A 14,853-nucleotide genomic window follows, 5' to 3' on the forward strand; every position below is an offset into this window, starting at 1 on the left:
ATATTGTAGGTTTCTCATATGTTATGGCATATTTTAGAATTTTTAACTTTTAATAGTATATTTTACCTTGCAATATGATAATATAATATTAACTTTTTAGAGGAGGATTTAAAGTTGGTCAAAACGAAGCTCCCTTTATTCCAACATTTTGAAAACTTACGGGATTATCCAACATGGAAAGTCAAATCGTTTTTACTTATTTTGATTACTGTTATTTATTCTTTAATATTAAAATATGACACGGATAATACCGAGTTGTTAGAAGGCTTTGGCTATTCTAAACAAGATATAGAAGAAATTCATCAAATCCATTGGCTAACCGATGTATCAAGCAGTCTGATGGGTGGCGTGATTAGCTTTCTATTTACATTTGTCGTTTTTATGATGATTTCGAAATTACTAAATTCAGATGTGACACCTAAGACGATTTTATCAGCTTCTCTAAGCCATTCGCTTATAGTGACAACTGTTTCATTGGTTGTTATAGTGATTCAACTTGCATTACATTTACCTGCACCAGCTTATATTATTACGAGTTTGAATATCTTTCTTCCAGGCAACACCTACCTCGCTGCTTTTGATTTACAGACGATATTTAAAGGATATGTGACATTTATCGTCTATTATGCGACGAGCCGCTTGTCATTTCGTGCTTCCTTAATTTTGGGTATTTTAACAATAGTGCTCATTATCTTGCTAGCATTAGGCTCAGCTTTCTTAGAAGATACGATTTTGAGCTTGGCTGCTGAATTATAAAACAATTATTAAATATTTTGAATACATAAAATATGGAGTCCTTTTTAATGTTATAATACAGAAAACACAAATTATAACATTAAGGAGGATTTTTAATTTTGAAGAAGAGGACACTAATTGCATTGTCAATCATTGGTATTATCATTTTGACAGGAGTTGCTTTTCTCGTTAAAAACTTTAGCCATATCGGTGGAGACAATGATGGTGAAGGGTACAATACATATACAGTAAAAAGCGAAAAACCGATTCGTATTTCTGGTAAAGTCTCTCCAGAAACGATTAAAACATACTTAAATAATGCGCAACTCGGTACATTTCTAAGCATACAAGTTGAAGACGGTCAAAGTGTATCTCAAGGCACACCGTTGATTAACTATGATATTGATGGGGCGCAACGTCAAAAATTGAATGATCAACTTGTAAAAGCACAACAAAGTGGCGATCAACAAGCAATCAATACGGCTTGGAAGCAACTTAATCGATATGACGGTCAAGTGAATAATAGTATAAATGCAACATTTGATGGCACAATTTCATTAATCAATCGACAACAAGTGGGTGAAAGCGAGCCTATCCTTAAACTGATTTCGAAAGAGCCAATCATTCAAACGACAGTTTCTGAATTTGATTTGAATAAAATTAAAGTCGGCGATACGGTTAATATTGAAGTCACAAGTTCTGGCCAAAAAGGTAAAGGTAAAATTAAAAGCATCGCACAACTTCCAACAAGTTATGATCAAGATAAAGGACAACATAGCGAAACGACAGCTGGAAGTCTAGATGAAAATGCGCATGGAGATGCGCAAACGTTAACGACCAATAATCCAATAGATGCACAGCCATCAGGTCAAAATGATAAAGAAACTTCAAAATATAAAATCATCATTGGAGACCTTGATTTTAAAGTTAAAGCAGGATTCTCCGTTGAGGCAAATATTCCTTTAGATACGCTTAAAATACCTAAATCTGTTTTAACTAAAGATAACCATGTTTATAAAGTGGATAAAAATAATATTGCCCATCGTACAAAAATTAAGTATGACGAAAAAAATGGTGATCTCATTGTGACGCAAGGTATTGAAAAGGGTGACCATTTAATACAAAATCCAGACTCAAAAATTAAAGATGGGGAGAAAGTAGAGGTGGCCAAATGATTGAGCTTAAAAAGATCAATCGTCACTTCAAAAATGGGAATACGCATAATCATATTTTAAAAGATATCGATTTAAAAATTCACGAAGGCGAGTTTGTCGCTATCATGGGGCCTTCTGGATCAGGTAAAAGTACTTTGATTAATATACTTGGTTTTATTGATCGCGGTTATGAAGGAGATTACTTATTTGATGGCGAAAATTATCAAAAACGCTCTGATAATGAGTTGGCTGCTATTCGAAATCGAACAGTTGGATTTGTCTTTCAAAATTTTAAGCTGATTCAAAACAATACGATATTAGAAAATGTTAGCATTCCGTTGCTTTATGCAGGTCTACGTGCTTCTGAACGCCACGACCGTGTGATTGAGATGTTGCATCGAGTTGGTTTATTCGAGAAAGAAAACTTGGTGCCCAATAAGCTTTCAGGCGGACAACAACAACGTGTAGCGATTGCGAGAGCCATTGTGAATCAACCGAAGTTTATTATTGCTGACGAGCCAACAGGAGCGCTTGATTCAAAAACTTCAAAAGACATTATGGCATTGTTTTTACAACTCAATAAAGAACAAGGGACCACAATGATTGTGGTGACACATGACCCTAAAGTAGCTGAACAAGCGGATCGTGTGATTCATATCCTCGATGGTCGTGTTCAAAAAGAAGAGGTGTTGAAACGATGACCTATTTCGGTAATATTATACACGTTGCATTGAAGTCAATTATGAAAAACAAGCGTCGTAATATTTTTACCATGATTGGAATTATAATAGGTATAGCTGCGGTTATTACCATTATGTCTTTAGGGAATGGTTTTAAAAAGACAGCGAATGAGCAGTTTAGTGATGCAGGGGCCGCAAAAGACACAGCGTTAGTGAGCTTTATGCCTGATGACTTCGAGCCTATTAAAGATTCTCCTTTTACTGAAACGGAAATTGATATTGCGCGCCAAGTGAAAGGTGTTCAAGATGCAAGTATTAAAGAAGATGAAAGCTCAGGTTTAATATCTGAAGCAAAAACGGTTAATAAGAAAACAGATATTGCAGTCGTTAAAAGCGAATCGGTGTCAGATGTTTCTGACGGAAAAGGTTTTACAAAAGATGACAATGCTTTAAAACAACGTGTAGCTGTCATCTCATCAGAAGTGGCTGACACACTTTTTAAAGGTAATGTGAAAGGCAAAACGATTTATATAGATGATATGGGGTTTGAAGTCGTAGGTGTAAAGGATAAAGCACAGCTCTCAGATGCTGTTCAAATCCCTACAAAGACAGTAGAGACTTATTTACCTCATCTAAAATCTGCATTTCCACAGCTTGTGCTAAAAATTGGAGAAGATGCGAATAAAAAAGAAATTGCAACACGCGTGGCTGATCAACTGAACAAAAAGGGTGCAGCGATTGATCAAGGGCAATATGAATACTCAGATACCGAAGAATTAATGAAAGGGATTGGCAAGATATTTGATTCAATCACCTATTTTGTTGCTGCTGTCGCAGGGATTTCACTATTTATAGCGGGTATTGGCGTGATGAATGTGATGTACATCTCTGTCACAGAACGGACAGAAGAAATTGCAATTCGACGTGCATTTGGTGCAAAAGGCCGTGATATAGAATTACAATTTTTAATTGAGAGTGTTATTCTATGTTTGATCGGCGGTATCATTGGTTTAATCATTGGGATATTGATTGCACAGCTAGTCGATGTCGTTACACCGGAATATATACAAAGTGCAGTTAGCTTTGGTTCTATCGTACTTGCGGTAGGAGTATCAACGTTAATTGGTATAGTATTCGGTTGGATTCCAGCAAGAGCAGCAGCTAAAAAAGAATTGATTGACATTATCAAGTAAATTTTATAATTTCATCTACAAGAGGATTAGGTTGATGCGAAATGAGTAACAAGCTTATGCATCATTCTAGTCCTTTTTATAATTTCAATTTACTTTTGATGTGAGTATGTGACTATATTAAGAGTGAATTTTGATAAAAAAGTAGGATATAAGCTTGCGCATGCATAAAAAAAACGGTCAGTGTCTTGAAACACCAACCGTATCAAATATATAATCCCTTTTCGCAATTAAAATTTAAATAATGTTCTTAACACTCTAAATAAAGAAAGCATTAATTCTAATGGTGTTCCGCTCATTACTAATCGCCTCCTATTTTAGGATACAACTTTTTCTGTTTTAACTAAATCATCTGCAATATTAAGCCAGAAATTTTGAAGTTGTTCTTGTGTATGATTCGTATCATTCGTATCTTGACCGACAAAGTCGACATGATCCCAACCTTCAAAGACTGGTGTCACTTGCCAAATTCCTTTTTGAATTTGATCTGTTGCATTAGTCCATGCTTGGTTATAAGGATGTTTAGAAGAAACAACAGATACAAGACCATCATTGACACGCCAATTTTTTTCAGATACTTTTCCAATTACATTAGCGGTTAAAACGAATGTGAAGAATAAGTCGAGATTGGCCTTTTGTTTACCTGACAGCGTTGCGTGGGTCGCTTCTCCCGTATAAGTTTTATAAACGATATTTGGATTGAGTGAAGTATGTTTATTAATTTCACTTGCACCTTCACGTGTTAAGTCATAGAAGCCATTATCTTTTGTTTTCCACAGTTTATTATTGTTTTTGATGCGTTCAGTATAGGCTTGATCTGTTTCACCTGGTTTACGTTTAAGTCCCCATTGATTGAGACCGAAGTCAACACGTGCATCATTTTTAGCTAATGCAGCTGCGAAATCAAACACGAATTGTCTGACAATAGGCTCATTACCAAGTTGGTCAGCAGCATGTGTTCCGTTATGAGGTGTACCTAAAGTTGTTATGGAAGCCACCATATTGTCATGACCACCGGCAAATAAAGGGGAGATTGTACCGCCGTGTTTTTTATGATAGTCAATTTCTTCTTGGCTACCGTTACGGAGTAATTCTTCTAACACACGAATTGTCTGTCCCCCCATACTATGACCTACAAGGTGAATCTTTTTACCAGGTTCCCAATCTTTGTAAATGCCTTCATATGTATTACCATAACGTGCATGACCATATTTCGCTGCATGAGCTGCACCGTAATCAACACGTCCCCCTTTAATATAGTAGTACAATTCTACAGCACGATCATAGTTACTTCCGAATGCGCTAATACTTGCTTCATAAGTGTTGTAGCCATTTTCTTCTAAATATTGTCGAATATTGAGCTTTTCCCCTCCCCAATAGTGTGAGAGAACAGTAGGGTTTTTATCATCAACAAAACCATTAAATCCATGAACTAAAACAATTGGATCTTGATTTTTATAATAATTTTGTTTCGCTTTTTGACTTGGTTGTTCATTTAATTTCTCGGCTTCTCGCTTGCGTTGTTGCGTTTGCGTTGTTGCTTTCTGTTGTTCTTGTGTTGAAGTTAAATCTGTTTTAATGGGTTGTTCGTCATGAGTTTTCGTCCATTCATTTGATTTGAGGGTTTGAGGTGTGGCTGTTTTCTCATCTTTTACAGCGTATGTTGCCGATGATTTTGGTTGAACAGTCTGAGTGTTTTGAGTTTGCTTTTCATCTGACGGTGCCATTGAAGACGTATTTTCATTTGATGCTTTGTAAGTAGTAGGTGCTTTGATATGACTTTCAGTTTGTGTAGCATAAGTCAAAGGTGCAGATGGTGTTGTATTACGTTTGGATATATGTTCATATGAATTGTTTTCAGCGTCAATTTTCTCTTGATGATTTTGAGTTGTACGTTGTTCGCTTTGTGTTTGAGATTCATCGTTATTTGGATGTGTTTCTGTATCTTTTAAAGATTTTGGTAATCCTTCATCAGAAGGTTGCTGTTGTTTTTCTATTTGTTCTTGATACTGATGAGAAGCGTCACTTGGTTCTTGGTCCCCGTATGTAGATTCAGCTGAAACAGGCGTTTGTAATAGCCCGATGAAAAAGAAAGAAGCAATAACTGCTGATGATGCCCCGATTTTAAATTTACGAATGCTGTAGACATGTTTTTGTTTCATTTTTTCCCACCTCATTTGAATAATGTTTATAAAAGTTAGCCAAAGTTAAATAAAGATATTAATCAATATGCGAGGTATCAACTCAAATAATTGTGCTAGGTATACCGACATATTAATGCCCCCTTATATTTTGTACACCCTTTTTGTAAGGGTTTCCAAAAAGTGTTATATAAATAGTACATTAAGTTCAAAAAATTGTCAAAATTTTTTAAAATAAGTACCTTGAAAAATTTATTCCTTTTAAAATAGATGTTTTTAAGAATAAATACTAAAAGTATGTTTATAGGATTTAACCGAGTGGTATGTTAGAATAGAATAAACTGGAGGCTTATATTATGAAACATTGTTATAAAGTGTCTGCATACATTTTTGGGAGTATTGCAATTGCAGTACTCGCGGGAGTAACGTACTTATCATACCAGCAGTATGAGCAAGACGAAAAAATAATGAATGATAATTTAAAAGCATAGGTGTAAACATGAGGTGAATGCGGTATTACCGTATTCACCTCATGTCGTTTGTAGGTATTGAGAAAAATTATCAAGGAGGGATAGTATGTCAAGAGGGAATTATTTCCATCATGTGGAGCACAGAAAAAAACAGACACATTCTAAAATGACACTTTGGTTGTCACTAATCATTACGCTCTTTTTTACCGTTGTTGAGTTTATGGGAGGGGTTATTTCTAACTCACTCGCCTTATTATCTGACTCATTCCACATGCTAAGCGATGTCGTTGCACTTGCTTTATCGATGGTAGCTGTCTATTTTGCGAGTCGTAAACCTACTGCACGATATACATTTGGGTATTTGCGTTTCGAAATTCTTGCTGCATTTTTAAATGGTTTGGCATTAGCTGTAATTTCGGTATGGATTTTTTATGAAGCCATCGTACGTATTATTTTTCCAAAGCCAGTAGAAAGTGGTTTAATGCTTGTCATCGCTACAATTGGTTTAATTGTAAATATTGTACTAACCGTCATTTTAGTACGGTCATTGAAGAGTGAAAATAATATTAATATCCAAAGTGCGCTGTGGCATTTTATGGGGGATTTGCTGAATTCAATCGGTGTCATTATCGCTGTAGTATTGATTTACTTTACAGGTATTCAGTTAATCGACCCTATTTTGAGTATGATTATTGCGCTAGTGATTTTGCGTGGAGGATATAAAATTATGCGCAATGCGTGGTTGATTTTAATGGAATCTGTGCCTGAACATTTAGACACAGATGAAATTATGGAAACAATGAAATCGGTTGACCAAGTGTTAGATATCCATGAGTTTCATTTATGGTCAATTACGACAGAGCATTATTCACTCAGCGCGCATGTCGTTTTAGATAGTCGCAGCAGTGAGGATGCCTATCAAACAATAAACGAGCTAGAAACATTGTTGAAGGAAAAATATGGTTTGGCCCATACAACATTACAAATTGAACATTTAGTCATCAATCATTTAGATGAAGCTTACTTTGAAGAAGTGAAAAATGAATAGATATCAAGTTTAATTTAACGTAACTACAGAAATGTATTTGATTTTAAAAGCGTCAATACGAGCATACTGAGTTTTTAACTTAGTTGCGGTGATTGACGCTTTTTTATGAGGATTATCTAATTTGACTTGGACGTGGGGTTTGACCAGCTAGTAACAATGTCCATGTCACTAAAATAAATGGGAATGTTAATGCAGGGAGTCCTATAGGTTCGAAGAATGTTGCAATAGCTGCATACATCATCGGTGTCATCATAACTGCCAATACAAAGACAAGAATAGGATGAAAATAGTTTTCTGAACGGAATGTAACACCTATAGCAATGATGGTTAGCATTAAGTTGAAACCAAATAGGCCCTCATTAAGGCTGCCGATATCTGCGCCCAAAAAGAATTCAAGAAGTAAGCCTAATAAATTTGCTGCAAGGATATAGAGACCTGCACGTCGAGAAGCAATCCAACAAGCAATGACAATCAAAAGTCCACTTAACACATGTTCAATAAGGAAAATTTGACTCACATTGTTAAAAAAAGCAAGCACTGGATGGAAAGGTGTGTTTAAATCAATGTGAATGTGCGAGGTTAATGGTAAGACCGCTACATTCGTTTGGATAAACTTAAACTGTCGAGACATTAATAAAACAATCCATGTTAGAACGACAAATGGCGTTGTCAGCTCTGGCAAATGGAAAGGTTTTAAGAAGTTTTTAATTGCTTGAGCAATAGGCATCGCAAGTAAAATACAAATTAAAATGATCATCACGTTTTGCCAAGACCATACTAAAAAAAGCGTTAAATCAATAGCAATTAATACAGGATTAAAACCAGCAAGGCCCGCTTGAATTTCCGCTTCTGTATAATTAAAAAAATGGGCGGTTAATAAGCTGAGTAGGCTACCGACCATTGCAGCTAATCCGATTTTCCAATTGCCGATCCATAAAGCAATTAAAATAATGAGACCTGTCCAAGTATTTTCTAATAGCACGACTTGGGAGATGTTTTTGAAAAAAGTATGTATCCATGTTGGCATGTTTTTTCACGCCTTTCTTTCTTGTGATATTGTTTCTGAATATGCTTTAACTTTACCACTTTAACAGCGTATATAACCACTATATTAAAATAACATTAAAACTAATGAAAGAAATGTATTATAAAACAAAATACACTTAAAAGCTTTTATAAAATAACAATATTGTTTGAAAGTGGTTATGTAAGACACTATAATGAGAGGAGTAATCACTTATTTTTACATTGTTAAGGAGTGGACTGACATGTATTTTACACAACGAGAACAAGACAAGTTAATGATTGTCGTCGCAGCAGATTTAGCGCGTAGACGAAAAGAACGAGGGCTAAAATTAAATCATCCAGAAGCAGTTGCCTTAATTAGTTATGAAGTATTAGAAGGGGCAAGAGATGGGAAGTCCGTCGCCGAATTAATGAGTTATGGAAGGGAAATTTTATCAAAAGATGATGTCATGGAGGGCGTTGATGCCATGGTGACTGACATTGAAATAGAAGCCACATTTCCTGATGGCACAAAGTTGGTAACTATTCATCATCCCATTGTATAGGAGGAATAAGCATGAAACCTGGTGAAATCATTGTTAAAAAGTCGGAAATTACAATTAATAAGGGCAAAGAAAAAACAAAAATCAATGTTAAAAATACTGGTGATCGTCCTATTCAAGTCGGTTCACATTATCACTTTTATGAAGTGAACCCTGCACTCGCGTTTGATCGTGACGATGCTTACGGAAAACATTTAGATATTCCTGCAGGGGCTGCTGTGCGTTTTGAACCTGGAGATGAAAAGACAATTTACCTTGTACGTTACGTGGGGCGTCAACATATTTATGGTTTTCATGGTCTTGTAGATGGTCCAATTGATACATCAAAGGTGACGCCACCAAATGTCGAAGAGGGAAGTGAAGACAAATGAGTTTTAAAATGACAGATGCGCAATATACCAGTTTATATGGGCCTACAGTAGGAGATTCGATTCGTCTGGCAGATACAGATTTATTTGCGAAAGTAGAAAAAGATTATGCCAATTATGGCGATGAAGTCACTTTTGGTGGTGGCAAATCCATTCGTGATGGCATGGGTCAAAATCCAAACGCTACAAGAGCGCATCCACAAGTTGCTGATCTTGTCATTTCCAATGCGGTTGTCATTGATTACAACAAAGTGATTAAATGTGATATTGGTGTGAAAGATGGACGAATTATGAAGTTAGGTAAAGCGGGTAATCCAGACATTATGGATGACGTTGATATTATTATTGGCGCTTCGACAGATGTCATTGCAGCAGAAGGTCGAATTGTAACTACGGGCGGTATTGATACACATGTGCACTTCATTAACCCTGAACAAGCAGAGGTTGCATTAGAAAGTGGTATTACGACGCACATTGGTGGTGGTACAGGAACTTCAGAAGGTACTAATGCTACAACTGTTTCACCAGGCGCTTGGTATATCCATCGAATGCTTCAAGCTGCAGAAGATTTACCACTTAATATTGGTTTTACTGGGAAAGGGCAGGCGGTAAATCATGAAGCACTAGAAGAACAAATACGTGCAGGAGTCATTGGATTGAAAGTTCATGAAGACTGGGGTGCAACTCCGTCTGCATTGCGACATGCATTAGAAGTCGCGGACGAATATGATATCCAAATAGCGTTACATGCCGATACACTAAATGAAGCAGGATTCATGGAAGATACGATGAAAGCTATCGGTGATAAAGTCCTTCATATGTATCATACTGAAGGTGCGGGAGGCGGACATGCGCCTGATTTGATAAAGTCAGCATCTTATCCTAATATTTTGCCATCTTCTACAAACCCAACCTTACCTTACACACACAATACGATTGATGAGCACTTGGACATGGTGATGATTACACATCATCTCAATGCTTCAATTCCTGAAGATGTGGCTTTTGCTGACTCTCGAATTCGTAAAGAAACTATTGCTGCAGAAGATGTATTACAAGATATGGGCGTTTTCAGTATGGTGAGTTCTGACTCACAAGCAATGGGTCGTGTGGGCGAGGTGATCATCCGCACATGGCAAGTGGCGCACAGAATGAAACAGGAAAGAGGCCCACTTGAAGGCGATGGAGCATACAATGATAACCGTCGAATCCAACGTTATATCGCTAAATACACGATAAATCCCGCAATAACACATGGCATTTCTGATTATGTGGGTTCAGTAGACGAAGGAAAGCTAGCTGATTTAGTGATATGGGATCCACGTTTCTTTGGTGTCAAACCAGAAATAGTCATTAAAGGTGGCATGATCAATGTCGCAGCAAATGGAGATGCGAATGGATCCATTCCAACAGCTGAACCGGTAAAATATCGTCATATGTATGGGCAATATGGCACTAATATACAAAATACAGCAATCACCTTTGTTTCTCAGGCAGCGTATGACGATGATATTCGCAGTCAGCTCGATTTAAAACGGCAGGTCAAACCTGTACATAACATACGAAATCTTTCTAAAAAAGATATGATTAATAATAACGCGATGCCACAAATTGATGTCGATCCACAAACGTACGAAGTCTTTGTAGATGGCAATAAAATTACAAGTGAAGCGGCAATAGAACTTCCATTAGCGCAGCGTTATTTCTTATTTTAAAGTGATTTAGAGTCATCAATGCATTTTGATGGATTTATTAAAAATTTTTATATCAGAGTAGGATGGCAACCGTCATCCTACTTTTTTAGCGTTCATATATTTAATGTTGTGCTTTTGTGTAGAGATATTATCTGAACGATGATGTATAAAAACTTTGCCCTCATATGCAAAAATTTAAAACGTATAACATTTTTTACTTTTAATTCTCTACAAATGAGTTTAAATTTAAACAGAGTAGGGTATATTTTTTTAATCCTTTTGTTAAGTAAAGGATATTAATTTGCAGTCAAAACAACCTAATCCATGGAATACATATACAATAGAGAAATAAAAAGACGCAAATGAATTGATATTTGTGCAAATTATCGTATATTTTTCATTTTTTGTGATAATTCTCCAAATTGAAAACAGACCAAACCATTTGAATCTTTAAAATGCTTGTATGAACTTTTTATACATGGTAAATTATTTAGGCTATAAATTTTCAGAAAAATAATGATTGATTATAAAGAAATAGAGGTGTTGAGCGTGATATTGTCAGATAATGATATAAAGGAATATCTAAAACGCAACATGCTTAAAATCGAACCATTAGTAGAAGAACATATTGAACCCGCTTCTGTTGACCTCACGTTAGGGCAACATTTTTTAAAGCCACTCCCACCCAAAGATGGTGTGCAGCGAATGAGTGAGCCGATTGATTACGAAACGATCAATCAATCGCATGTTGTTGTTCCTGCACATGCATTTATTTTAGCTACAACGGAAGAATATATTACTTTGCCAGAACAATTAACTGGCTTTATAGAAGGTAGAAGTTCAATTGGTCGTGCAGGTCTCTTTATTCAAAACGCAGGATGGGTTGATCCAGGATTTGAAGGAAAGATTACGCTAGAATTATATAATGCGAATGATTTTCCTTTAGAAATTGAGCAAGGTCAAAGAATTTGTCAAATTGTTTTAGCTGAAACGAAAACGAAACCCCAAGCTGTTTATCATGGTAAGTATCAAGGTCAACAAACCACAACGGGAAGTCGAGTATTCCGTGATTGGATGAAAGATGGGGGGATTTAGATGGATATTGTCATATTATCAGGCTTTTTAGGTGGCGGAAAAACATCGACGCTCAATTATTTAGTCCAAGACGCCCTTGACAATCATTTGAAACCGGCTGTAATTATGAATGATTTTGGTGCAAGAAGTGTTGACGAACATCTTGTTACAGAAGATGTTCAAATGGAAGTCCTAGTCAATGGTTGTATTTGTTGTGAGTTGAAGGAAGATGTATCTCAACAATTGCATGAGCTGTATCTATCGTACCAACCTGATATTGTCTTAGTTGAATGTAGTGGTGTGGCACACCCTATCGGGGTCTTTGATGCATGTATGACCCCTGTGCTTGCGCCTTATATTGAAGATATCACGATGTTAGGTCTAGTTGACGTAGCAGCCTATTATGAGAAAAAAGAATTACCAGAATCCGTGCATCATTTAATATTTGAACAATTTCGCTATTGCAGTCACTTAATTTTAAATAAAATAGATTTATTAAATAACGAGGCCTTGTTATCTGTGGTGGATGAAATTCAGCAAACATATCCGAATATTCCTTATATTTTAACAAGTTATGGAGAGCTGACTTTAAACGAAGTCCAACATCAATCACAGTGTCAAGTCAATGAACGTTCCAGCGTGCATCATCATGGGCAATTATCACACTTGATGTACGAATTCGAGGCGCCTGTGCAACAAACAGCCTTAATTGAAGGGCTACAAGGTTTAGAAGATATCTATCGTATTAAAGGATTTGTATATCTTAAAGATTGTGAGAATCCGTGTGTTGTCCAATATACACCTGGTAATTTAGAAATCAAACCGTGTCCGATTCCGATGAAGCCATATTTAATTGTAGTGGGACATAATTTGGATTATCAAGAAATTACCGATACGTTTGATGTAATGGAACTCGCATCTTAAAAATGAATAGATGAACTAAAGCATAATGTGAATGTCGAGATCTCATCGGCTACTCGCATTGTGCTTTTTTAATTTAAAATTCAATTGATTAAGTTATTCTTCTTATTTGAGAAAGCGTTATCATAATGATAGAATAAATGTGATAGAAGTATTTATTTCTCAGTTATATTGTTTGTTATTTAATATATTGGGGAATGCTAATAATGAGGAGGGATTGGATATGTTCAAAAATATTCTAGTTCCATTTGATTTCGGTAATAGTTTTAAAAATGTACCTGAGCAATTAGTGAAATTAACAGGTGAAAATTCTGCATATAAAATTGTCATTTTTAATGTTATTTCTGAAACGGAACTTGCAAACTATGTACGATACCAAGGCAAGCATTTTGAAGAAGTTGTTGAAGAGAAAAAAGATGAAATGAAACCATTTTTAAAATCTTTAGACGATGCCAACTTAAAATATGATGTCAAGTTTACGACAGGTGCAGCTACGAAAGAAATCGTCAATGAAGTTGAAAATGCAGACTATGACGTTGTAGTCATGAGTAATAAACGTTCCGAAATAGATATTAAGCATGTGTTAGGACATGTTACACATAAAATTGCGAAGCGTGTCAATATCCCTGTATTGATTATAAAATAATAAATATCTTCAATAATCTATATAATTATAATATATTTTCCCTTCAGGCATTTGTTGTCTGAAGGGTTTTTGCTAGGATTACTGGGATAAGCGAAATCACTGTATTGACTCTACATTACTTTGTGTATGTAATATAAAAAAACAATAGATATAAATAAATATATTATGTGTTTTTTTTGTTTGTATTCAAAGAACAAGGAGGAAAGCTGATGCATTATTATGCGTATGTAGACAGAGAAGTGTGTATTTCTTGTTCAGCTTGTGGTGCTGCGGCGCCTCGATTGTTTCAGTATGATGCTCAAGGGATAGCGTACATGTGTTTAGATTGTAATAGTGGCACGGCGCAAATACCTGAATGTGACTTGGAAAGTTTATATGATGCAGTTGAAAATTGTCCCACGTCAGCGATTATTGTGGGACAGCGGCCTTTTTCATATCTTCTAGCTCATTTGTTTTTAAAGGGCTCACTATCCTGAATGGCGTACTTATCACAGTATTTTTAAGTCGGCAAATCAAACGAAAAGGGATTTAATTAAAATGACAACACTATTCATCAGTGCTATAAAAGGGAATACGTATGTATAGAATTTGTAAATATGCAGACGAGGTGTTGAAACGCCAGTACAATTACATCGAGCCACCATTTAGTTACAGCAAAGCGTAGTTTTTATATTTGTTATAGATATAGTGTAAAAAAGCGATAGGAAAGGCTGGGAAAACTTAAATGCATCCCAGCCTTTTAAATGTGGACTTTTTCAAACCGCCTCATAACGTTTGACAGTTGAGAGTAATAATAGAAAGCCTATTACGACTGTTGCCAAAAATAAACCTGACATCATAAGCGGTGTGAGTAGCGTACCAATGATTAAAAATAGCCGTCATATGAGCTCTGCACCAATCGTTATTCAACTGTCTAGTGCAGAATGGGCACCACGTGTGTCGGTAGGAATAAAACGTATATAAACATAAGTCCGATTTTTTTACCATCTAAATAGTGCATGAGCAATAATAGTATAATCGGAAACACGACATTCACATTTAGGTAATGTCATAAGCATATCTCCAATTTATAAGATAAAAAATATGTAAAATTAGTATTATATTATCTTTAAAGTGTAAGCGTGTCAAAATTTGTGTGAGGCCGTTGTGCACGTTACAATTTGT

General features: G+C 35.8%; 15 protein-coding genes. 13 read left to right on the top strand and 2 right to left on the bottom strand.

The genetic code is table 11. The features are described from left to right. The first annotated feature begins 114 nt into the window (after positions 1-114). The 4 genes from CD118_RS06850 (at position 115) to CD118_RS06865 (ending at position 3,762) form a co-directional block, all read left to right on the top strand. Positions 115-756: a hypothetical protein gene (locus CD118_RS06850; RefSeq protein ID WP_060829389.1), complete on the top strand. Its 642-nt coding sequence runs from the start codon at positions 115-117 to the stop codon at positions 754-756. A gap of 95 nt (positions 757-851) precedes the next feature. Continuing rightward, positions 852-1,910, top strand: coding sequence for an efflux RND transporter periplasmic adaptor subunit (locus CD118_RS06855; protein ID WP_374048397.1), 1,059 nt, complete (start codon positions 852-854; stop codon positions 1,908-1,910). Next, positions 1,907-2,590, top strand: a complete 684-nt coding sequence (locus tag CD118_RS06860; protein ID WP_050329922.1) for an ABC transporter ATP-binding protein — start codon at positions 1,907-1,909, stop codon at positions 2,588-2,590. Before CD118_RS06855 ends, CD118_RS06860 begins: the two co-directional genes overlap by 4 nt. Continuing rightward, on the top strand, positions 2,587-3,762 hold the full coding sequence (locus CD118_RS06865) for an ABC transporter permease (protein ID WP_060829391.1): 1,176 nt from the start codon (positions 2,587-2,589) through the stop codon (positions 3,760-3,762). Before CD118_RS06860 ends, CD118_RS06865 begins: the two co-directional genes overlap by 4 nt. Positions 3,763-4,076: 314 nt before the next feature. On the opposite strand, the gene lip is transcribed toward CD118_RS06865, so the two are convergent. Continuing rightward, positions 4,077-5,921 (bottom strand): YSIRK-targeted triacylglycerol lipase, encoded by a 1,845-nt coding sequence (gene lip / locus CD118_RS06870; protein WP_103356453.1) that lies wholly within the window; start codon positions 5,919-5,921, stop codon positions 4,077-4,079. 335 nt (positions 5,922-6,256) lie between these two features. On the opposite strand from lip, the gene CD118_RS12305 reads away from it, so the two are divergent. Further along, positions 6,257-6,391: a hypothetical protein gene (locus CD118_RS12305; RefSeq protein WP_269450066.1), complete on the top strand. Its 135-nt coding sequence runs from the start codon at positions 6,257-6,259 to the stop codon at positions 6,389-6,391. 85 nt (positions 6,392-6,476) lie between these two features. Further along, positions 6,477-7,418 (top strand): cation diffusion facilitator family transporter, encoded by a 942-nt coding sequence (locus CD118_RS06875; RefSeq protein ID WP_103356454.1) that lies wholly within the window; start codon positions 6,477-6,479, stop codon positions 7,416-7,418. A 112-nt stretch (positions 7,419-7,530) separates the two neighbouring features. Here the strand turns inward: CD118_RS06875 and yut are convergent, their stop codons facing one another. Continuing rightward, a complete protein-coding gene (gene yut / locus CD118_RS06880; RefSeq protein WP_103356455.1) occupies positions 7,531-8,445 on the bottom strand; it encodes an urea transporter in 915 nt (304 codons plus the stop codon). Positions 8,446-8,686: 241 nt separating this feature from the next. Between yut and CD118_RS06885 the strand changes: the two genes are divergently transcribed. From CD118_RS06885 to CD118_RS06915, 7 genes are all read left to right on the top strand, one after another. After that, positions 8,687-8,989 (top strand): urease subunit gamma, encoded by a 303-nt coding sequence (locus tag CD118_RS06885; protein WP_050329929.1) that lies wholly within the window; start codon positions 8,687-8,689, stop codon positions 8,987-8,989. Between the two features lie 11 nt (positions 8,990-9,000). Further along, complete coding sequence (gene ureB / locus CD118_RS06890) at positions 9,001-9,357, top strand: urease subunit beta (protein WP_050329930.1); 357 nt, start codon at positions 9,001-9,003, stop codon at positions 9,355-9,357. Next, positions 9,354-11,069 carry an urease subunit alpha gene (gene ureC, locus CD118_RS06895; protein ID WP_060829395.1) on the top strand — a complete coding sequence of 572 codons (1,716 nt, stop codon included), beginning with the start codon at positions 9,354-9,356 and terminating at the stop codon, positions 11,067-11,069. The genes ureB and ureC overlap by 4 nt, the downstream gene beginning before the upstream one ends. 528 nt (positions 11,070-11,597) lie before the next feature. Further along, entirely contained in the window at positions 11,598-12,143 is a 546-nt protein-coding gene (gene dcd / locus CD118_RS06900) for a dCTP deaminase (RefSeq protein ID WP_050329933.1), read from the top strand. Next, positions 12,144-13,046 (top strand): CobW family GTP-binding protein, encoded by a 903-nt coding sequence (locus CD118_RS06905; protein WP_050329934.1) that lies wholly within the window; start codon positions 12,144-12,146, stop codon positions 13,044-13,046. It abuts the gene before it with no gap. A gap of 220 nt (positions 13,047-13,266) precedes the next feature. Further along, the gene (locus tag CD118_RS06910; RefSeq protein WP_050329936.1) at positions 13,267-13,689 is read left to right on the top strand and encodes a universal stress protein; all 423 of its coding nucleotides are present in this window, start codon (positions 13,267-13,269) and stop codon (positions 13,687-13,689) included. Positions 13,690-13,898: 209 nt separating this feature from the next. Further along, positions 13,899-14,165, top strand: coding sequence for a ferredoxin (locus CD118_RS06915; protein ID WP_060829399.1), 267 nt, complete (start codon positions 13,899-13,901; stop codon positions 14,163-14,165). Positions 14,166-14,853 lie beyond the last annotated feature (688 nt).

This window comes from Staphylococcus coagulans, from assembly GCF_002901995.1.
GTDB lineage: Bacteria > Bacillota > Bacilli > Staphylococcales > Staphylococcaceae > Staphylococcus > Staphylococcus coagulans.

What these genes read in the sequence shown, in the direction of transcription:
- CD118_RS06860 (WP_050329922.1), top strand. Translation starts at nt 1,907, where the DNA reads ATGATTGAGCTTAAAAAGATCAATCGTCACTTCAAAAATGGGAATACG.
- CD118_RS06865 (WP_060829391.1), top strand. Translation starts at nt 2,587, where the DNA reads ATGACCTATTTCGGTAATATTATACACGTTGCATTGAAGTCAATTATG.
- lip (WP_103356453.1), bottom strand. Translation starts at nt 5,921, where the DNA reads ATGAAACAAAAACATGTCTACAGCATTCGTAAATTTAAAATCGGGGCA.
- CD118_RS12305 (WP_269450066.1), top strand. Translation starts at nt 6,257, where the DNA reads ATGAAACATTGTTATAAAGTGTCTGCATACATTTTTGGGAGTATTGCA.
- CD118_RS06875 (WP_103356454.1), top strand. Translation starts at nt 6,477, where the DNA reads ATGTCAAGAGGGAATTATTTCCATCATGTGGAGCACAGAAAAAAACAG.
- yut (WP_103356455.1), bottom strand. Translation starts at nt 8,445, where the DNA reads ATGCCAACATGGATACATACTTTTTTCAAAAACATCTCCCAAGTCGTG.
- CD118_RS06885 (WP_050329929.1), top strand. Translation starts at nt 8,687, where the DNA reads ATGTATTTTACACAACGAGAACAAGACAAGTTAATGATTGTCGTCGCA.
- ureB (WP_050329930.1), top strand. Translation starts at nt 9,001, where the DNA reads ATGAAACCTGGTGAAATCATTGTTAAAAAGTCGGAAATTACAATTAAT.
- ureC (WP_060829395.1), top strand. Translation starts at nt 9,354, where the DNA reads ATGAGTTTTAAAATGACAGATGCGCAATATACCAGTTTATATGGGCCT.
- CD118_RS06905 (WP_050329934.1), top strand. Translation starts at nt 12,144, where the DNA reads ATGGATATTGTCATATTATCAGGCTTTTTAGGTGGCGGAAAAACATCG.
- CD118_RS06910 (WP_050329936.1), top strand. Translation starts at nt 13,267, where the DNA reads ATGTTCAAAAATATTCTAGTTCCATTTGATTTCGGTAATAGTTTTAAA.
- CD118_RS06915 (WP_060829399.1), top strand. Translation starts at nt 13,899, where the DNA reads ATGCATTATTATGCGTATGTAGACAGAGAAGTGTGTATTTCTTGTTCA.